General features: G+C 73.8%; 18 protein-coding genes. 10 read left to right on the top strand and 8 right to left on the bottom strand.

The window, feature by feature from the left end; genetic code table 11:
- The first annotated feature begins 339 nt into the window (after positions 1–339).
- From ABFY03_RS16410 to ABFY03_RS16390, 5 genes are all read left to right on the top strand, one after another.
- Positions 340–885 carry a GntR family transcriptional regulator gene (locus ABFY03_RS16410; RefSeq protein ID WP_346170221.1) on the top strand — a complete coding sequence of 182 codons (546 nt, stop codon included), beginning with the start codon at positions 340–342 and terminating at the stop codon, positions 883–885.
- The gene (locus tag ABFY03_RS16405) at positions 885–1,652 is read left to right on the top strand and encodes a GntR family transcriptional regulator (protein WP_346170220.1); all 768 of its coding nucleotides are present in this window, start codon (positions 885–887) and stop codon (positions 1,650–1,652) included. The genes ABFY03_RS16410 and ABFY03_RS16405 overlap by 1 nt, the downstream gene beginning before the upstream one ends.
- A gap of 380 nt (positions 1,653–2,032) precedes the next feature.
- A complete protein-coding gene (locus ABFY03_RS16400) occupies positions 2,033–3,328 on the top strand; it encodes a dicarboxylate/amino acid:cation symporter (protein WP_386723815.1) in 1,296 nt (431 codons plus the stop codon).
- Positions 3,329–3,465: 137 nt separating this feature from the next.
- The gene (locus ABFY03_RS16395) at positions 3,466–4,083 is read left to right on the top strand and encodes a TetR/AcrR family transcriptional regulator (RefSeq protein ID WP_319008629.1); all 618 of its coding nucleotides are present in this window, start codon (positions 3,466–3,468) and stop codon (positions 4,081–4,083) included.
- Positions 4,084–4,311: 228 nt separating this feature from the next.
- A complete protein-coding gene (locus tag ABFY03_RS16390; protein ID WP_346170219.1) occupies positions 4,312–6,171 on the top strand; it encodes an AMP-dependent synthetase/ligase in 1,860 nt (619 codons plus the stop codon).
- Between the two features lie 45 nt (positions 6,172–6,216).
- On the opposite strand, the gene ABFY03_RS16385 is transcribed toward ABFY03_RS16390, so the two are convergent.
- The 3 genes from ABFY03_RS16385 to ABFY03_RS16375 form a co-directional block, all read right to left on the bottom strand.
- Positions 6,217–6,465, bottom strand: a complete 249-nt coding sequence (locus ABFY03_RS16385) for an SCO4226 family nickel-binding protein (protein WP_319008554.1) — start codon at positions 6,463–6,465, stop codon at positions 6,217–6,219.
- Between the two features lie 32 nt (positions 6,466–6,497).
- On the bottom strand, positions 6,498–7,163 hold the full coding sequence (locus tag ABFY03_RS16380; RefSeq protein ID WP_346170218.1) for a pyridoxine/pyridoxamine 5'-phosphate oxidase: 666 nt from the start codon (positions 7,161–7,163) through the stop codon (positions 6,498–6,500).
- Between the two features lie 229 nt (positions 7,164–7,392).
- Positions 7,393–8,571, bottom strand: coding sequence for a thiolase C-terminal domain-containing protein (locus ABFY03_RS16375; RefSeq protein WP_319008556.1), 1,179 nt, complete (start codon positions 8,569–8,571; stop codon positions 7,393–7,395).
- A gap of 105 nt (positions 8,572–8,676) precedes the next feature.
- On the opposite strand from ABFY03_RS16375, the gene ABFY03_RS16370 reads away from it, so the two are divergent.
- Both ABFY03_RS16370 and ABFY03_RS16365 read left to right on the top strand, forming a co-directional pair.
- Positions 8,677–9,786: an acyl-CoA dehydrogenase family protein gene (locus tag ABFY03_RS16370; RefSeq protein ID WP_346170217.1), complete on the top strand. Its 1,110-nt coding sequence runs from the start codon at positions 8,677–8,679 to the stop codon at positions 9,784–9,786.
- On the top strand, positions 9,786–10,283 hold the full coding sequence (locus ABFY03_RS16365) for a nitroreductase family deazaflavin-dependent oxidoreductase (RefSeq protein ID WP_346170216.1): 498 nt from the start codon (positions 9,786–9,788) through the stop codon (positions 10,281–10,283). The genes ABFY03_RS16370 and ABFY03_RS16365 overlap by 1 nt, the downstream gene beginning before the upstream one ends.
- 133 nt (positions 10,284–10,416) lie before the next feature.
- On the opposite strand, the gene ABFY03_RS16360 is transcribed toward ABFY03_RS16365, so the two are convergent.
- Complete coding sequence (locus ABFY03_RS16360; protein ID WP_319008559.1) at positions 10,417–11,064, bottom strand: TetR family transcriptional regulator; 648 nt, start codon at positions 11,062–11,064, stop codon at positions 10,417–10,419.
- 257 nt (positions 11,065–11,321) lie between these two features.
- Between ABFY03_RS16360 and ABFY03_RS16355 the strand changes: the two genes are divergently transcribed.
- Together ABFY03_RS16355 and afsK are read left to right on the top strand one after the other, a co-directional pair.
- Entirely contained in the window at positions 11,322–12,212 is an 891-nt protein-coding gene (locus ABFY03_RS16355; RefSeq protein ID WP_319008560.1) for a VOC family protein, read from the top strand.
- A 125-nt stretch (positions 12,213–12,337) separates the two neighbouring features.
- Entirely contained in the window at positions 12,338–14,701 is a 2,364-nt protein-coding gene (gene afsK / locus ABFY03_RS16350; RefSeq protein ID WP_319008561.1) for a protein serine/threonine kinase AfsK, read from the top strand.
- 14 nt (positions 14,702–14,715) lie between these two features.
- Here the strand turns inward: afsK and ABFY03_RS16345 are convergent, their stop codons facing one another.
- Positions 14,716–15,321, bottom strand: a complete 606-nt coding sequence (locus ABFY03_RS16345) for a hypothetical protein (RefSeq protein WP_346170215.1) — start codon at positions 15,319–15,321, stop codon at positions 14,716–14,718.
- A 138-nt stretch (positions 15,322–15,459) separates the two neighbouring features.
- Between ABFY03_RS16345 and ABFY03_RS16340 the strand changes: the two genes are divergently transcribed.
- Entirely contained in the window at positions 15,460–16,017 is a 558-nt protein-coding gene (locus ABFY03_RS16340; RefSeq protein WP_346170214.1) for a hypothetical protein, read from the top strand.
- Between the two features lie 23 nt (positions 16,018–16,040).
- Here the strand turns inward: ABFY03_RS16340 and ABFY03_RS16335 are convergent, their stop codons facing one another.
- The 3 genes from ABFY03_RS16335 to ABFY03_RS16325 are packed head-to-tail and all read right to left on the bottom strand — an operon-like array spanning position 16,041 to position 18,392.
- Positions 16,041–16,817 carry an enoyl-CoA hydratase/isomerase family protein gene (locus ABFY03_RS16335; RefSeq protein ID WP_319008564.1) on the bottom strand — a complete coding sequence of 259 codons (777 nt, stop codon included), beginning with the start codon at positions 16,815–16,817 and terminating at the stop codon, positions 16,041–16,043.
- Entirely contained in the window at positions 16,814–17,245 is a 432-nt protein-coding gene (locus ABFY03_RS16330) for a Zn-ribbon domain-containing OB-fold protein (RefSeq protein WP_346170213.1), read from the bottom strand. The genes ABFY03_RS16335 and ABFY03_RS16330 overlap by 4 nt, the downstream gene beginning before the upstream one ends.
- A gap of 4 nt (positions 17,246–17,249) precedes the next feature.
- Positions 17,250–18,392, bottom strand: coding sequence for a lipid-transfer protein (locus ABFY03_RS16325; protein ID WP_319008566.1), 1,143 nt, complete (start codon positions 18,390–18,392; stop codon positions 17,250–17,252).
- Positions 18,393–18,440: the final 48 nt, after the last annotated feature.

Here is an 18,440-nt window from a genome sequence, read left to right as displayed (position 1 = left end):
GCCCTCGCCGCCGCTTGCGATGTCGCGCACCCTGCGGTGAAGGAAGGGGTGCCCGGCCTCCCCTTCACCGGCCGCGTCGTTCACCGCTCGACTCTTCCCAGGCCTCGAACCACCGGTCCAGAAACTCTCGCCACCCGGCCTCGGAGCGTGCCCGGAGCGCCGGGCTCAGACCGGCGGGTGGGACCGGGACGCCTTGCTGCGCTTCATCAGGATCCGTCGTCTCCATGGCCCCGACCTTAAGCGCAAGCGACTTTAAGTCGCAAGGCCTTAAGGTTGCGCTCGGTTCTGTTCGACGTGAGGAAGTAGGGTCGCTGGCAACAGTGAGCGGGAGGTTGGCACATGTCGGGCGATGCGTGGATCAGTGAGACCGCGCCGTATCTGGCCCCGCGCGAGCCCGGTCAGGGTGACGCGTGGACCGACGAGGCCGCCCGGCGTGGGCGTCGCGGTGGGCAGCGGCTCCTGTACGCGGGCGAGGGGGAGGCGCCCGACGCCGTCCGCGTCGCTCTGGGTCTGCCCGCGGGTGAGCGGGTGGTCGTCAGGAGGCGGCTGATCCTGCTGGACGACCGCCCTGTGGAGCTGGCCGACTCCTACTACCCCCTCTCCGTCGCCGGTGGCACGCCGCTGGCGGAGCCGCGCAAGGTGCCCGGCGGAGCCGTCACCCTGCTCAAGGAGATGGGGTACGTCGGTGCCGAGGTCGTCGAGGACGTGAGTGCGGGTCTGGCCACCGGCGGGGAGCGCGAGCATCTGGAGCTGCCCGAAGGGAGTGCCGTCCTCCGGCTGATCCGCCTGACGCGGACCGCCGCGGGAGCGCCGATGGAGGCGTCCCTGATGGTCATGCCGTCCGGCAGGCACCTCACGTACCGGCTCGGGAAGCGGGACGCGTGATGGCGAAGGAGTTCACGGACCCCAGGTCGCCGCACCAGAAGATCGCGGCGGAGCTGCGGCGGCGGATCACCCGCGGGGACCTCCCGCCCGGCAGCAAGCTGGGCTCGACCGCCGAGTTGATGGAGCAGTACGGCGGCGTGGCCAACACCACCGTCCAGAAGGCCCTGCAAGTGCTGAAGGTCGAAGGGCTCCTCGAAGGGCTGCCGGGCAAGGGGGTGTACGTATGCCGGCACGCGCAGGAATCCGTCGAGCCGGTCGACTATCTGCGCCCGGCCGGGCCGGACGAGCCCTATCCGTGGGTTTCCGAGGCCGCGAAGCGGAGGCAGGTCGGCCGGGTCCGGCTTCTGGGTGTCGAGATTGTCGTCCCGCCGACGGAGGTGGCCGAGGCCCTGCGCCTGGAGGACGGCGAGCGAGCCGTGCTCCGCAGGCAGCTCCTCCTCCTGGACGAGGAGCCGACCGAGCTCACGCGGTCCTACTACCCGCTGAGTCTGGTCGAGGGCACCGCCGTACTGGAGAAGAAGCGGATCCGGGGCGGCACCCCGGCCCTGCTGGACGCGATGGGCTTTCCCCCGCGCGAGTTCGTGGACGAGCTGTCGTCCGAGATCCCGACGGAAGAGGAGGTCGTGGCGCTGGAACTGCCGAAGGACATGCCCGTCCTCGTCGCCTTTCGGGTGGTCTACTCCGACGGCGGGCGCCCGATCGAGGCCACGCTGATGACGAAGGCGGCGCACCGGTACCGGATGCGCTACCGGCTGCCCCTGGTGTGAGGCGCCCCGGCGGTTCCGGACGTGCGGGCGATGCGTAAGGACTGCGTAAGGTTCCTCACAGATCACGCACCCCTGGTGTGAGCGTTGTGGCTCTCATCAGGGGTGTTCTGTGTTTCGGCCGGGGTGGCCGGTTCTTGGTCTCAAAGAACAGCTTTGAGGTTCTCAAAGTTCAAGTGTTAACGTATCGGCCATGACGACAGCAGTGCGCCCCTTCGACGCCCCGGGCATCCCGCTCGTGGCGCGCCTGCACGTCGATCTCTGCCGCTGTATGTCCGCGGTCTGTTGCCGCGTGCTCTGATCCGGCATCATGCAGCGGCCCGCGCGAGAGCGCGTGCGCCGCACCCCCGTCCCCCGTATTCCCCGATACGCACCTGTGGAGTGTGTCCGTGTCCGCGTCTGTTTCCGCGCGTATACCCAAGGTTCCCTTCTGGGCCCAGATCGTCGCCGGTCTCGTGCTCGGCGTCCTGCTCGGGTGGATCGCCCGCAGCCAGGACGTCTCCTGGCTGAAGGAGACCCTCGCGCAGGTCGGTGACATCTTCGTCCAGCTCCTCAAGCTGGCCGTCGCCCCGCTCGTCTTCTTCGCCATCCTGGTGTCCATCACCAACCTGCGGAAGGTGAACAACGCCGCCCGGCTCGCCACCCGCACCCTCCTGTGGTTCATGATCACCTCGCTGATCGCGGTCGCCATCGGCCTCGCCATCGGCCTGGTCACCAACCCGGGCGCCGGCACCGGCCTCACCCCGCAGGACGGCAAGCTGCCGAAGCGCGAGGGCTCCTGGATCGACTTCCTCACCGGCATCGTCCCGACGGACGTCATCACGCCCTTCACCGAGCTGAACGTCCTCCAGATCGTCTTCATGGCCGCCGTCGCCGGCATCGCCGCCCTCAAGCTCGGCGACAAGGCCCAGCCGATCCTCACCCTCTCCGAGTCGGTCCTGGAGCTCCTCCAGAAGGCCCTGTGGTGGGTCATCCGCCTCGCCCCGCTCGGCACCGTCGGCCTCATCGGCTTCGCCATCGCCGACTACGGCTGGGACCTGATCGGCAAGTACGCGACCTTCACCGCCGACGTCTACATCGGCTGCGCCCTGGTCCTCTTCGGCGTCTACCCGCTGCTGCTCGCCACCGTCGCCAAGGTCAACCCGCTCCAGTTCTTCAAGGGCGCCTGGCCCGCCATCCAGCTGGCCTTCGTCTCCCGCTCCTCGGTCGGCACCATGCCGGTCACCCAGAAGGTCACCGAGCGCCTCGGCGTCCCGAAGGAGTACGCCTCCTTCGCCGTCCCGTTCGGCGCCACCACCAAGATGGACGGCTGCGCCGCGATCTACCCGGCGCTCGCCGCGATCTTCATCGCGCAGATCTTCGACGTCCAGCTCGGCATCGGCGACTACCTGCTGATCGCCTTCGTCTCGGTCATCGGCTCCGCCGCCACCGCCGGCCTCACCGGCGCGACGGTCATGCTGACCCTGACCCTCTCCACCCTGGGCCTCCCCCTGGAGGGCGTCGGCCTCCTCATGGCGATCGACCCGATCCTCGACATGGTCCGGACGGCCACCAACGTCGCCGGCCAGGCGCTGGTCCCGGTGATCGTCTCCGCCCGCGAGAAGATCCTCGACGTCGAGCGGTACGACACCGTGACGGCGTCCCCCGTCGACGAGCGCGAGCCGGCGCTGGCCGCCTGACGCGCCCCGTCGCAGCACGCCCCACGTGCCCCGCACCCGCTCCGGGTGCGGGGCACGTAGGCTTCTGCGGGGCGTTCGGGTGATCATGGAAATCGAGGCGGGCGCAGGTGGGGAGAGGCGTGGCGGGGACCAAGAGGCTGCCGCGGGCCGTGCGGGAGCGGCAGATGATGGACGCCGCCGTGGCCTGCTTCGCGCGGCAGGGCTACCAGGCGGCGTCGATGGACGAGATCGCCGAGCTGGCCGGGGTGTCGAAGCCGCTGGTGTACCTGTACCTGAACTCCAAGGAGGAGCTCTTCACCGCCTGCATCCGGCGGGAGGCGGAGGCGCTGCTCGGGGCCGTGGCCGAAGCGGTGGGCGACACCTCCGCGCCGCCGGACGAGCGGCTGTGGGCCGGGCTGCTCGCGTTCTTCGGGCACGCCGCCGACCACCCGGACGCCTGGGCGGTGCTCAGCCGGCACGCGCGGACGCAGGGGGAGCCGTTCGCGACCGAGGCGGCGCGGATGCGGGAGGAGATCGCCGACTTCGTGACCGGGCTGATCGGCGAGGCCGCGCGGGCCGCGCACGGGACCGTCGCGATCGGCGAGCGGGACGTCGCGGCGCTGGCGCAGGCCCTGGTCGGGTCGGCCGAGTCGCTGGCGACCTGGGCCAACGAGACGCCGGGCGTGACCGCGCGGGAGGCCGCCGCCACGCTGATGGACTTCGCCTGGTCCGGTCTCGGAAACCTCATGAAAAACGAGCGCTGGTCTCGCCGTTGAGGCTTACCGCGCAGTAAGGTTACCGGCCAGTCGTCTTCTGGACGGCCGCACGCCCGCTGCACGCCGTACCGCCCCTGCCGTACGTTTCCGGCTCCGCCCGCTCCACGCCGTACGACTCCGCTCCACGCCGTACGACTCCGCTCCACGCCGTACGACCCCGCTCCACCACGCACGACTTCGCTCCACGACGCACGACCTTCGTTCATCGCGCAGACCGAGGAGCCGCCCGTGTCGACCGACCTTGCCCTCATCCGCGTCGACGGCCGGGTCCGGGAGGTCTCCGCGCCCGCCCTCGTGCCCCGGGTGGACCGCGGCTCCCTCGCCGACCTGCCGTACGACAACGCCCGGCAGCACCCCGACGTCGTCGTCTTCTCCCGGCGGGACGCCGAGGACGGCGGCTGGAAGGACGTCACCGCCGCACGGTTCGCCGCCGAGGTCCACGCCGTCGCCAAGGGCCTCATCGCCCACGGGCTGCGCCCCGGCGACCGGCTCGCGCTGATGGCCCGCACCACCTACGAGTGGACGCTCCTCGACTTCGCCGCCTGGGCCGCCGGGCTCGTCACCGTCCCCGTCCACCCGACCTCCTCCGCCTTCCAGACCCGCTGGATCCTCCAGGACTCCGGCGCCGTCGCCTGCGTCGTCGAGGACGCAGGGCAGGGCCGGACGGTGTCGGCGGAACGGCGCCGGCTGCCGGGCCTCAGCCACCTCTGGGTCCTCGACGCCGGAGCCGTACGGCAGCTGCGCGACGCGGGGGCGCGGGTGCCCGACGAGACCGTGACCGCCCGGCGCGGGTTGCTCACCCCGGACACCCTCGCCACCCTCGTCTACACCTCCGGCACCACCGGCCGGCCCAAGGGCTGCGCCCTCACCCACGCCAACTTCTTCGCCGAGGTCGACAACGCGGTCAAGCTCCTCCACCCGGTTTTCGCCCCCGAGGGCGGCGAGCCGCCGTCCACGCTGCTCTTCCTGCCGCTGTCGCACGTCTTCGGGCGGATGGTGGCGGTCGGCTGCGTCCGGGCACGGGTACGGGTCGGGCACGCGCCCTCCGTGGAGGGGGACGCCCTCCTCGACGACCTGGCGTCCTTCCGTCCCACCTTCCTCCTCGCGATCCCGTACGTGATGGAGAAGGTCTACAACCGCGCCCGCGCCACCGCCGAACGCTCCGGGAAGGGCGCCGCCTTCGACCGGGCCGCGCGGGCCGCCCGCCGTTACGGGCGGACCGAGGCGCCTTCGCTCCCGGTGCGGGCCGCCCGCGCCCTCTACGACCCGCTGGTCTACCGGCGGATCCGGGCGGCGCTCGGCGGCCGGGTGCGGTACGTGATCTGCGGCGGCTCGCCGCTCGGCGTGCGGCTCGCGGAGTTCTTCCGGGGCGCGGGCGTCGAGGTCTTCGAGGGGTACGGCCTGACGGAGACCACCGCCGCGTCCACGGTCACCCCGCCGCTCGCGCCCCGTACCGGCACGGTCGGCCTGCCGCTGCCCGGCACGGGGGTGCGGATCGCGGACGACGGGGAGGTGTGGCTGCGCGGCCCGCACGTCTTCGCCGGGTACTGGGACGCGCAGCGCGGCACCGCCGTCCCGTACACCGACGAGGGCTGGTTCCCCACCGGCGACATCGGCGCCCTCGACGAGGACGGCTACCTCACCATCACCGGCCGCAAGAAGGACCTCCTGATCACCTCGGCCGGCAAGAACGTCGCCCCCGCGCCGCTGGAGGACTGGCTGCGGGCGCACCCGCTGGTCGCCCAGTGCATGGTCGTCGGCGACAACCGGCCGTACGTCTCCGCGCTGATCACCCTCGACCACGAGGGCCTCGCCCACTGGCGGCGGATGCGGCAGAAGGACCATCTGGCGCTGTGGGAACTGGCCCGGGACGAGGAACTCCTCGCGGTGGTGCAGAAGGCGGTGGACGACGCCAACCGGCTGGTCTCGCGGGCCGAGTCGATCCGCGCCTTCCGGGTGCTGACCACCGAGTTCTCCGAGACCTCCGGGCACCTCACGCCGTCGCTGAAGCTCAAACGGCGGGCGGTGCTGCGGGACTTCGCACGGGAGGTCGAGGAGATGTACGGACCGGAGTCGGCGTACGAGTAGCCCTCTGGGGGAGCGTGCCCGCGGGGGCGGCCCCGCGGGCTGGGCTCACACCGTCAGCGTCACCTCGTGGATCTCGTCGGCCGCGTGGCCGGTCCGCTGGTGGATCCGCTGCACGGCGTCGGCGGAGGGGCCCGTCGACAGGCAGTAGACGGTGCCGGACTCGGGGTCCGCCCACGCCTTCTGGAAGTGGACCCCTTCCTCCTTCTCGATGGCGAGGTCGGCGCGGTGGGCTTCGAGGAGCTGGTCCTCCGTGATCCCGACCATGCCGCGGTGCACGTCCATGTAGGTGGCCATGGTTCTCACACCTCCCTCTCCATGGTGCGCCCTCAGGGCCAGAGCAGCTCCCTGGCCCAGCCGGCGGGGGCGGCGGGGTCGCGGCGGTAGCGGAGGCGGAGGTGGCGGCGGCGGGCGTCGCCCTGGAAGAACTCGACCTCGGCCGGTTCGACCACGTACAGGGTCCAGGTGGGCGCGTCGGCGTCCGGCTCGGCCTCGGCACGGAGCCAGGCCGCGTCGCTCGCCGCCGCGAGGGCCTCGGGGGAGTCGAGGGGTTCGCTCTGGCGGCCGGTGAGCGCGGCGGCGAGGGCGCCGGTGGTGCGCGCGTGCAGGTCCGCGTACGCCTCCTCCCGGCTCGCGGTGGTGACGTGGCCGCGGACCCGGACCTGGCGGCCCTGGACCGGCCAGTAGAAGCCGAGCGCGGCCTCCGGGCGGGCGGCCAGCTGACGGCCCTTGGCGCTGGTCGCGTGCGAGGCGAAGTGCCAGCCGCGGGCGTCGGCGTCGTGCAGCATCACGGTCCGGACGTCGGGGCGGCCGTCGGCGCCGGCTGTGGCGAGGGAGAGGGTGTGCGGTTCGGTCTGGCCGGCGGCGACGGCGGCGAGGAACCAGGCGTGGAAGAGGGGGAGGGGGGTGTCCGGCGCCTCGGTCGGGTCGAAGGCGGGCAGGGCGGTGTCCCACACCCGCAGCGACCGCAGCGCGTCGCGGAAGTCGTCGCTCATGGCCCGAGCGTAGGCCGTCCGGCCCCGTACGTGGCGCGGCACTCGCTGCCCTCCGGCTTCCGCGCCGGCTCGGCTGCGGGGCGGCGCCGTTGGCCGGACCGCCGTGTGGGCAGGCGTTCCGCCCAGCGGAACGATTGCCCACAACGGAGCGGCGCCGGCGCCGAGCCCGGGTGGGCACCGCCCCGGCGGAGCGATTGCCCACAACGGAGCGGCGGGGCCGCCGGTGGGGTCAGGTGCGGGAGAGGATCAGGGTGGCCGCGGAGCAGAACCAGCCGCCGGTGGCGGAGGCGAGGGCCAGGCGGGGGAGGCTGCCGTCGGGGCGGCGGACCTGCAGTCCCGGCGCCTCGCCGCGGAGTTGGCGGACCGCCTCCACCAGGAGGAAGAGGCCCCGCATCCCCGGGTGGCACGCGGAGAGCCCGCCGCCGTCCGTGTTGAACGGCACCGCGGACGTGTCCGTGACGTACGCCCCGCCCTCGCCCTTGCCGCAGAAGCCGAGGTCCTCCAGGGTCACCAGCGTCATGTAGGTGAACGCGTCGTAGATCTCGGCGACGTCGATGTCGGCGGGGGTGACGCCGGCCCGTTCGAAGGCGAGGCGCCCGCTGACGGCGGCGGGGGAGACGGTGAAGTCCTCCCACGCGGACATCGTCGTGTGGGAGGTGTGCTCGCCGGCGCCGAGGATCCAGACCGGCGCCTTCCGCGTGTCCGGCACGTACTCCTCGGCGACGAGCAGCACCGCGCAGCCGCCGTCGCTGCGGATGCAGCAGTGCAAGGTGGTGAAGGGGTCGGCGATCATCGGTCCGGAGAGGACGTCGTCGACGGTGATCGGGTCGCGGAACATCGCCTCGGGGTTCAGGGCCGCGTTCGCCCGCGTCCGGACCGCCACCTCCGCGAGCTGCTCCAGGGTGGTGCCGTACGCGTGCATGTGGCGGCGGGCGGCCATCGCGTACTTGGCGATCAGGGTGTGCCCGTACGGGACCTCGAACTGGAGCGGGCCGCGCGCGCCGAAGGAGAGGTTGGCGGTGCGGCGCCGGGCCTTGATGTCGGCGCGCGCGGTGGAGCCGTACACCAGCAGCACCGCGTCGGCGCGGCCCGCGGCGATCGCGTCGGCGGCGTGGGCGGCCATGACCTCCCAGGTGGCGCCGCCGACCGTGGTGGAGTCCACCCAGGTGGGGCGCAGGCCCAGGTACTCGGCGATCTCCACCGGGGCGAGCGTGCCGAGCCCGGCGGAGGCGACGCCGTCGACGAGCGAGCGGTCGAGGCCGCTGTCGGCGAGGGCGCGGCGGGCGGCCTGGGCGTGCAGCGCGTAGGGGGTGGCCTCGTCGACCCGGCCGCAGTCGGAGAGCGCGACGCCGGCGACGGCGACCCGGCGGCCCCGGCCGCCGCGTGAGGTGGTGCCGATGGCGGTCATGAATCTGACGGTACATCAGATTCTCTCGGAAGGGATCCGCTCCGGTATGGCAACCGCCCCTCCATCCCCCTAGCATGACGGACCGTCAGATACGGAGGGAGTCCCATGGAGACCGCCACCGAGGAACAGCGGGAGATCCGCCGCGCCCTGCGGGACCTGCTCGACCGGCACGCCGGCCCCCCGGCCGCCCGCACCACCGCCCCGCACCCCGAGGGGTACGACCCCGCCCTCTGGGTCCGGATGTCCGGCGAACTCGGCCTCGCCCGCCTCGCCCTCCCCGAACTCGCCCTCGCCTGCGAGGAGACCGGACGCGCCCTCGCTCCCACCCCGCTCCTCGCCACCGCCGCCCTCGCCGCCCCCCTCGTCGCCGCCCTCGGCACCTCCGGCCAGCGCGCCGACCTGCTGCCCCGCATCGCCGACGGCAGCCTCACCTGCGCCCTCGCCGTCCCCGGCGGCTCCCTCGCCCACGCCCTCGGGCTCACCGGCGACAACACCACCGGCGCCTGGTCCGGCGACGGCCGGGCCGGCGGCGTCCAGGCCCGCCCCGCCCCCGGCGGCCCCCCGAACGCCCGGCTCCTCTACGGCGAGGCCGACCAGGTCCTCGACGGACACAGCGCCGGCCTCCTCCTCGTCGCCGCGCACGCCGGCGGCTACGCCCGCAGCCGTACGCTCCTCCACCTGGTCCGCGCGGAGGACGCGGGCCCCGGACTCGTCCGCACCCGGCACGCCGCCCTCGACCCCACCCGCTCCCCCGGCCGCGTCCAGCTCCGGGACGTCCCGGCCGAACTCCTCGGCGAGGACCCCGCCGACCCCGCCGCCATCACCCGCGCCCTCGCCGCCGCCGGCCGCACCGCCGCCGTCCTCCTCGCCGCCGAGGCCGTCGGCGCCGCCCGCGCCGCCCTGGACGGAGCCCTCCGCCACGCCGCCGCCCGCGACCGGCACCGCCTCGCCGACCTGCACGTCCGGATCGAGACCGCCCGGACGCTCGCCCACTGCGCCGCCCGCGAACCGGGACCCGGCCCCGAGAGCGGCCCCCTCGCCCTCGCCCAGGCCCTCGACGCCCTCAGGGCCGCCGCCGGCGAAGCCGTACCGCCGCACGACGCCGACCGCTACGGGCGCCGCGCCGCCGCCGACGAGCTCCTCTTCGGGCCCGCCGCACGCCTCCGGGCCCGCGCGGCCGAACGGGCCGGACTCCTCGGAGAGGCGGCCGCCTGATGCCCGGAGAAGCGCAGCACCGGGCTCCGCTCGGCGTGAGACTCGTCCAGAAGGTCTCCGCCACCCGCGCCTTCGCCCGCGTCGCCCCCCACGTCATCCCCGCCGTCGACAAGGCCGTGCACCGGCTGAGCAGGGGAAAGACGCTGCTCAGCGCCCAGATGCTGCCCGGCGTCGTGCTCACCGCCACGGGCGCGAGGAGCGGACGGCCCCGGACCACCCCGCTCGCCTGCATGCCGGAACCCGAACGGGGGACCTGGCTGCTCATCGGCTCCAACTTCGGCCGCCCCGGCCACCCCGCCTGGACGGCCAACCTGCTCGCCCACCCGGACGCCGAGATCAGCTGGAAGGGCGAGACCATCCCCGTACGGGCCGAACGGCTGACGGGCGAGGAGCGGGCGGCGGCCTGGAAGGCGGCCCTCGCCTTCTGGCCCCCGTACGCCTCCTACCAGGCCCGGATCGACCGCGAGATCCGGCTCTTCCGCCTCACCCGCAGATGACGGGGGACAGGGTCCGGACACGACGACGCCGACGGCGGTCCCACCCCGCGAGGGGCGGCGGCCGGCGTCGGCGTCGACGACAGGACGGGTGAAGGAGAAGGCGCCGGGCGGTCCGCCCGGCAGCGGCGTCGGGCTATCTCACCGGCTTCTTGCCGGTGATGCCCAGATGCACCAACAGGGCCAGGTTCGGCTTGAGTTCGGCCTGCTTCACACCCCAGGTGGTGAAGCCCTTCTGGTGGCCGGCGACCGAGGCCAGCATCGCCACGAGCGAGCCCGCCATCGCCGCGGCGCTGACCTCCTTGTCGACCTTGCCCTTGGTCTGGAGCTCCTTCACCGCGTCCGTCAGGGAGTTGGTGACCGAGTTCAGGATCTTCATGCGGATCTTGTAGAACCGCTTGTCGCCCTCCGCGGCGCCGAGGTCCACGACCCGCAGGATCGCGTCGTGCCTCCGCCAGAAGTCGAGGAAGCCGTCGACGAGTTCCTCGGAGGTCTGCCAGGCCGCCTTGCCGACCCAGGAGCGCCCGGAGACCAGCTCGGTCAATCCGGCGCCCTCCTTCGCCATTTCCTCCGCGAGCTCCAGGACGGCGCCCTCGACGTCCGGGAAGTACTGATAGAACGTCGCGGGTGAAGTACCCGCCTTCCGGGCCACGTCGATCACCTTGACGTCCCGGTACGGCGAGGAGCTGAGCATCTCACCGAGGCAGTCGAGCAGCTTCTGCCGCGTCGCCTGGCCGCGTCGTCCGGCCACGCGGCCGTCGACGGTGCGTACTTGTCCTGTCATGCCGTCAGCTTACCGAGGGGGGATCGGCGCGCGATTCGGCCGACTGCAAATGGGGTGCACCCCGTTCCCCGAGGTCGGCGGGGGTCTGCTCGGCGCGTCGCGCGACGGCTTCCGGCCACGGCTCCCGCGCCCCGCTCCGTACCGCCCCCTTCGTGAACAGGCTGTGGACAACCCCGGCGGACGGGCCTGCGCCGCACCCCGCCCCGGACGGCGCACACCGGAGCGCGCCCCCGCCCCCGCCGCCCTAGCGTGGAGGCATGGCCGTATACACAGAGGGCACCCCCTGCTGGGTGGACGCGCAGCTCCCCGACCTGGAGGCGGGCAAGCGCTTCTACGGCGAGCTCTTCGGCTGGACCTTCGACGACGACCGCGACGAGGCCCTGCTGGACGGCCGCCGGGTCGCCGGGCTGCTCCCCAAGCGGGACGGCCGCATGCCCACCACCTGGACCGTCTACCTCGCCACCGGCGACGCCGGCACCGTCGCCGCCCGCGTCAAGGCGGCCGGCGGGCAGATGGTCATGGAGCCGTACCCCGTCGGACCCTTCGGCGTCCTCGCCCTCGCCGCCGACCCCGGCGGCGCCGTCATCGGCCTGCGCCAGGCCGGGGACGACGACGGCTTCGAGGTCGTGAACGAACCCGGCTCGTTCTGCTGGATGGAGGTCTACACCCGCCGCCCCGGGCCCGTGGACACCTTCTACGCCTCCGTCTTCGGCTGGCTCGGCCGCCAGGCCGACCCCGCCGAAGAGGGCAAGGAACCCGGCTTCGACTACCGCGTCTGGTCCCCGCCCGGCTCCCGCGCCGGCGACGACAGCGCCTTCGGCGGCCGGGCCGTCATCACCGACGCCTTCCCGGCCGAGATGCCCGGCCACGTCCTCGTCTACTTCGCCGTCCGCGACTGCGACGAGGCCTGCGCCACCACCGTCCGGCTCGGCGGCCGGGTCGCCGAACCCCCCGCCGACACCCCCTACGGCCGGATCGCCGTCCTCCACGACAACCAGGGCGCCCGCTTCGCCGTCCTCGCCGAACCGGCCCCCGCCGACCCCCTCGCCGTCGGCCGGGAGCCCGCCGCCCTCTCCACCGACACGGCCCCCCTCGCCGCCCCGGCACCCCCCGCCTCCACCCTCTCGGAGCCCCCCGCCGACAGGTGAGCGTTCCGCTCCGTATGACCTGTGACACCCCGATCCGCCCCCGGGTTCGCAACAAGGGCTCCGGACAGGAAGAATCAGCCCCCAGGGCCGTACCGTCATGGCCCGTACGGGGAGGTGGCAGGCAAGTGGAACAGCTGACGCAGCACGACCCGAGACGCATCGGGCCCTTCGAGGTGCTGGGCCGGCTCGGCGCGGGCGGCATGGGTCTGGTCTATCTCGCGCGGTCGGCGTCGGGCCGGCGCGTGGCGATCAAGACCGTGCGCACGGAGCTCGCGGAGGACCAGCTGTTCCGGGTCCGCTTCACCCGGGAGGTCGAGGCCGCCCGGGCGGTGTCCGGGTTCTACACGGCCGCCGTCGTCGACGCCGACCCGCGCGCCGCCGTGCCGTGGCTGGCGACCGCGTACGTCCCGGCGCCGTCGCTGGAAGAGATAGTGAACGAGTGCGGGCCGCTCCCGGCCCAGGCCGTCCGGTGGCTCGCCGCCGGTGTCGCCGAGGCCCTGCAGTCCATCCACGGCGCCGGGCTGGTCCACCGCGACCTCAAGCCGTCCAACGTCCTCGTCGTCGAGGACGGGCCCCGGGTGATCGACTTCGGCATCGCGTCCGGCGTCTCCAACACACGGCTGACGATGACCAACGTCGCCGTGGGCACCCCCGCCTACATGTCGCCCGAGCAGGCCCGCGACTCGCGCAGCGTCACCGGCGCCAGCGACGTCTTCTCGCTCGGCTCCATGCTGGTGTTCGCCGCCACCGGGCACGCGCCCTTCCACGGCGCCAACCCGGTGGAGACCGTCTTCATGCTGCTCCGCGAGGGCCCCGACCTGGAGGGCCTGCCGGACGAGCTGCGGCCGCTCATCGAGGCGTGCATGCAGATGGACGTGGCCCAGCGGCCGAGCCCGGCCGATCTCCAGGCCATGCTCGCCCCGCACCTCTTCGGTCCCGGCAGCGACGACAGCGGCACCGCCTCCGCGTGGCTGCCGGAGAGCGCCGTCACCATGATCGAGACCCGGCGCGGCGGCCGGCCGGCCCCGCAGCCGCCGGTCACCCCGCCGCCGATGCCGCCGCGCCCGCCCGTCCCGTACGACGGCCGCGATCCGCGCGACCCGGAGCCCGCCCACGCGGGCGGCCGGCACGCCGGCCCGGCGGAGGAGTCCGGCGGTCCGGTGCGGCTCGGCGGCGCCACCGTGCCGATCGGGCCCGGCCCCCGGGTCGCGGACACCCGGGCGGCGCTCGCCGTCGGCCAGGCCGCCGACCCGCACGCCACCGGCTGGCTCCGGCCGCCCGGCGGGGAGGCCGCGCCCGCGCCGGCGCCGGCGCCGGAGGCCCCCGCCGTACCGCCGCAGCCCTCGCCGGGCGCCTGGCGCCCGTGGCGTTTCCGCATGTCGAACGACGTGTGGGGGACGCCCGTCGTCGACGGCGACCTGCTGTACGTGACCTCCTTCGAGGTGCACGCGCTGGACACCGCGTCCGGCCGGCGGCAGTTCAAGACCCGGGACGTGGCCTGGTCGATGGCGGTGGCCGGGGGCCGGATCCACGCCTCCGACGGGCCGACGCTGTACGCCCTCGACGCCGCCGACGGCAGCGAGCGCTGGCGGCTGCGCACCGACGCCTGGGTGTACTCCCTCCGGGTGGACCGGGGCACCGTCGTCACCGGCACCCGGGGCGGCGGCGTCCAGGGCTGGGAGGCGTCGAACGGCGCCAAGCTGTGGGAGGTCACCGGCTGTCAGACGGACTTCGAGACCCCGGAGGCGGGGCCGGCGATCCACGGCGACACCGTGTACGTGTGGCGGGACGCCCGGCTCCAGGCCCTCGACGCCCGCACGGGCACCGAGCGGTGGTCGTACCCGATCGGCGACGCCGCCTCCTGCGGGCACGTGCCGGTCCGGGTCGCCCCGGCCGAGGACGGCTGCGTGTACGTCTCGGCCGGCACCCGCGTCCTGTCCATCGACATCGCCGCCGGGCACGTCCGCTGGCACTTCGAGGCGCCCGCCGTCTTCCTCTCCCCGCCCGCGTTCGCGCCCGGCCCGGCGGTGACCGGCGGCGGCGTGTACCTGGCCGACCACCTCGGCACGGTGTACGCCCTCGACGCCACCACCGGCCAGGACCGCTGGCGGATCGCGACCGAGCAGCGCCAGTCGTCCGAGCCGGTGCTCGTCGCGGACGGCAACGTGCACGTCGGCAGCGGCAGCGCGCTCTACACCCTGGACGCGGTCACCGGCACCCCCCGGTGGCGGTTCGCGGCCGGCTCCGAACTGGTCGGCACCCCCGTCGTCGCCGACGGGCGGGTCCACTTCGGCTCCGCCGACCACGTCCTCTACACCCTGGACGCGACCGGCGGACAGCTCCGCTGGAAGCTCGCCACCGGCGGCGAGATCACCGGCTCGCCGGTGGTGCGCGGCGGGGTCGTGTACGCGTGCAGCAAGGACCGCTGCGTGTACGCGCTGGACGCGGCGAAGGGCACGGCCACCGGGCGGGGCTCGGCGCCCCGCTAGCCGGAGGAGACGCCCTAGCCCCCCGGGTGCTCGTCCCGGCCGCGGTCGCGCGGCGGCTCGGCCGGGACGTCGAAGCGGCCGGGGGCGGCGTATGGCATGGACCGGGTCTCGGCGTCGTACGGCTGCCCCGCCGGGGTGTCGCCGGGCGGCGGTCCGTCGAGCGTGGGACGCGTGGGCGGCGGCCCGGCCGGTTCCAGCCGGTGGGTCCTGGCGCGGCCGGACATGACGAGCGCGCCGAGCAGCAGCAGGATCCCGCCGCCGAAGGCGTTGGCGACGCCGTCGCCGAGGCCGCGTCCGTCCCCGGAGACCACCAGGCTCCCCTCGGCCTGCCCGACCCGGACCATCCACAGGACGGTGAAGCCGAGGACGATCAGTCCGGCGACGGCGACCAGCACCCGGGAGCGCAGCACCACGCCGAGGACGGTGACGAGGGCGGCGAAGGCGAACGGCAGCAGGATCGAGCCGATCACCTCGGCCCTGGTGTCGGTGATGCCGGTGAAGAGGTCCTCGATCGGATAGTCGCGGCCGTGACGGCCGTCGTACCAGGCACGGAAGGGGCTCCAGACGGCGGCCGTCGCTCCGGCGAGGGCCAGGACCGAGCCGACGACGTTGCGGATCATCGATCGGCCTCCTCGGGGGCTGCGCGGTCCGGCTCTCGCTGTCGACGCTACGCCCGGTGCCGGGGGCTCGCCACGCGGCGGCCGGGCCGCCGATAGGGTGTGGCGCGCACACGGCGCGACGGGAGGGGAGAGACGGCGATGGTACGCACCCGGGTGAAGATGGCCGCCACGCTGACGGTCGTGGTGCTGGCGCTGACCGGCTTCCAGACGAGCTCCGGCGGCAAGGGCGGCGGCAGCGGCAAGAGCAAGAGCAAGAGCAGCGGCGGAGGCGGCTGCTCCAGCGACAAGAAGGACAACGACGACTACGCGGGCTCCGGGTCGGGCGGGGACGGTGGCAGCGGCAGCGGCTACACGTCCGAGCCGACGGCCACGGCCTCGCCGACGGGCCCGCTGAACGTGACCGTGGTCGACTGTGTGAAGCCCGCGCAGAAGAAGCGCAAGGGCAGGCCGGCCCGCAGGGCGGACACCTCGGCGACGGTGCGGATCGTCAGCGAGGCGTCGTTCGGCACCACCGAGATCTACAAGGTGACGGTGGAGTTCAAGAGCGCCGCCGGGGCCGTGGTCGACTCGCGGTCGAGCACGCTGCGGGTGGAGGACGGCGGGCAGAAGGACTTCGAGGTGAAGATGGCGAAGCCCGGCGTGGTGGACAAGGTGCGGAACTGCGAGGTCCGCGTCGACGACATGTCCGCCTACTAGACGACCCGCACGCCCGCCGGGGGCTACCGCGTCCGGTACCCCGTCCGCCGGCCGGTGAACAGCTCCGCCTGCCGGTCCGCCGGCAGGTTGCCGAGGGTCACCAGGTGGGGGGCCTGGGCGAGGGCCTGGGACCTGGCGGCCTCCCTGGCCGTCCACAGGGCCCGTACGGTGCCCTGCACGGCCTCCGTCGGGCAGGCGGCGACGACGGCCGCGGCGTCCCGGGCGGCGGCGAGCGCCCCGCCCGGCTCGGTCACCTCGCTGACGAGGCCGATCTCGTACGCCCGCCGGGCGGAGATCCGTTCGGCGGAGCCCATCAGGGCCATCCGGGCGACCTCCCCGAACGGCATCCGCTGCGCCATGTGGATGGTCTCGAAGGCGCTGACCATGCCGTAGGTGGTGTGCGGGTCGAAGAAGGCCGCCGTCTCGCCGGCGATCAGGAACTCGGCCTCGCCGAGCAGGTAGAAGGCGCCTCCGCAGGCCATCCCCTCCACCGCGGCGATCACCGGTTTCCACAGGTCGTTGGCCTTGGGCCCGATGGCGAGCAGCGGGTCGTCGAGGGTGTACGGGGAGGAGGGCTGCGGCACCCGGGCGGCGTCGTCGCGGTCGATGCCGGTGCAGAAGGCGCGGCCGCCGGCGCCGGTGAGGACGACGGCCCGGATGTCGTCGTCGTACCGGAGCCGTCGCCAGACGGCGCCGAGTCCGTCGGCCATGGCGAGGGTGAGCGCGTTGAGCCGCTCGGGCCGGTCGAGGGTGACGACGGCGACGCCGGTCGACGTGTCCCGTTCCAGGGTGATCGTCATCCGCGCTCCAGGAGCCAGCGGGGGACGGCGACGCCGTCGATCTCGGTGAAGGCGACGCGGACGGGGGCGCCGATCCGCAGGCGGGCGGGGTCGAGGGAGTTCAGGGGGGCGTCGGGGGCGGTGACGACGTTGCCGGCGAGGCGGATGCGGGGGGCGTCGGCGAGTTCGACGAGGACCGCGTTGTAGGGGGCCTGGGCGGCGTAGTCGGGGAGCAGCGGAGGGTGGGGGAGCACGTACGACCAGATCCGGCCGCGGCCGGACATGAGCCGCCACTCGGTGGCGAAGGACTGGCAGTGGGGGCAGCAGGGGCGGGGCGGGAAGCGGAGTTCGCCGCAGTCCTCTTCGGCGCACGCCTGGATCCGCAGCTCGCCGCGGGCGGTGAACTCCCAGAAGGGGGCGCCGTCTTCGTCGATGACGGGGTTCAGCATGGGGTCAGCTCCTGAGGAGTAGGGCCGAGGTGGGGACGCCTTCGCCGGCGGTGACGAGGCAGGTGGCGGCGGAGGGGACCTGGGCGGTGGAGGTGCCGCGGAGCTGTTTCACGCCCTCGGTGATGAGGTTGAAGCCGTGGACGTAGGCCTCGGAGAGGCCGCCGCCGCCGGTGTTGAGGGGGAGCCGGCCGCCGAGTTCGAGGGCGCCGCCCTCTGTGAAGGCGGCGCCCTCGCCGCGGCCGCAGAAGCCGTAGCCCTCCAGGGAGAGCGGGATGAGCGGGGTGAAGGCGTCGTAGATCTGGGCGACGTCGACGTCCTGGGGGCCGAAGTCGGCGGTCTTCCACAGGTGGCGGGCGGCGGTCCAGGCGGGGCCGGTGAGCGGGTCGTCGTTCCAGTAGTTGACCATGCCGTGGTGCTGGGCGGGCAGGCCCTGGGCGGCGGAGTGGACGTAGACGGGCTTCTGCCGGCAGTCGCGGGCGCGGGCGGCGGAGACGACGACGCAGGCGAGGGCGCCGTCGGTCTCCAGGCAGTTGTCGAAGAGGCAGAGGGGTTCGCTGATCCAGCGGGAGGTCATGTACATCTCGCGGGTCAGCGGGCGTTCGTACATGATCGCGGCGGGGTTCTGGTTGGCGCGGTTGCGGCAGGCGAGGGCGACGTTGAAGAGGTGGTCGCGGGTGGCGCCGTACTCGTGCATGTAGCGGCGGGCGAGCATGCCGATCTCGTCGGCGGGGCGGAGCAGCCCGTAGGGGCGGGTCCACTGGCCGGGGGTGGGGAGCTGGACGGCGGTGTTCTTCCAGGGGCGGGGTCCCGAGCCGCGTTTGCGGGAGCGCCAGGCGACGCCGACGCTCGCCTGGCCGGTGGCGACGGCGGCGGCGAGGTGGCCGACGGTGGCGCAGGAGCCGCCGCCGCCGTAGCCGACCTTGGAGAAGAAGGTGACGTCGCCGGCGCCGATGGCCTTGGCGACCTCGACCTCGTCGGTCTCCTCCATGGTGTAGGAGGCGAAGGCGTCGACCTCGGACGGGGCGATGCCGGCGTCGTCGAGGGCGGCGAGGATCGCCCGGCAGGCGAGTGCCTTCTCGGTCTCGGGGAGCTGTTTCGCGAAGGCGGTCTGTCCTATGCCGACGATGGCGGTGGCGTCCTTGAGCACCGGACCTCCTCAGGGGGCAGCACTGCTGACAGCGCGTCAGGCTACAAC

It is taken from the genome of Streptomyces roseofulvus (assembly GCF_039534915.1).
In the GTDB taxonomy this organism is placed as follows: domain Bacteria; phylum Actinomycetota; class Actinomycetes; order Streptomycetales; family Streptomycetaceae; genus Streptomyces; species Streptomyces roseofulvus.
This window is presented reverse-complemented; position numbering and strand designations above follow the sequence as displayed.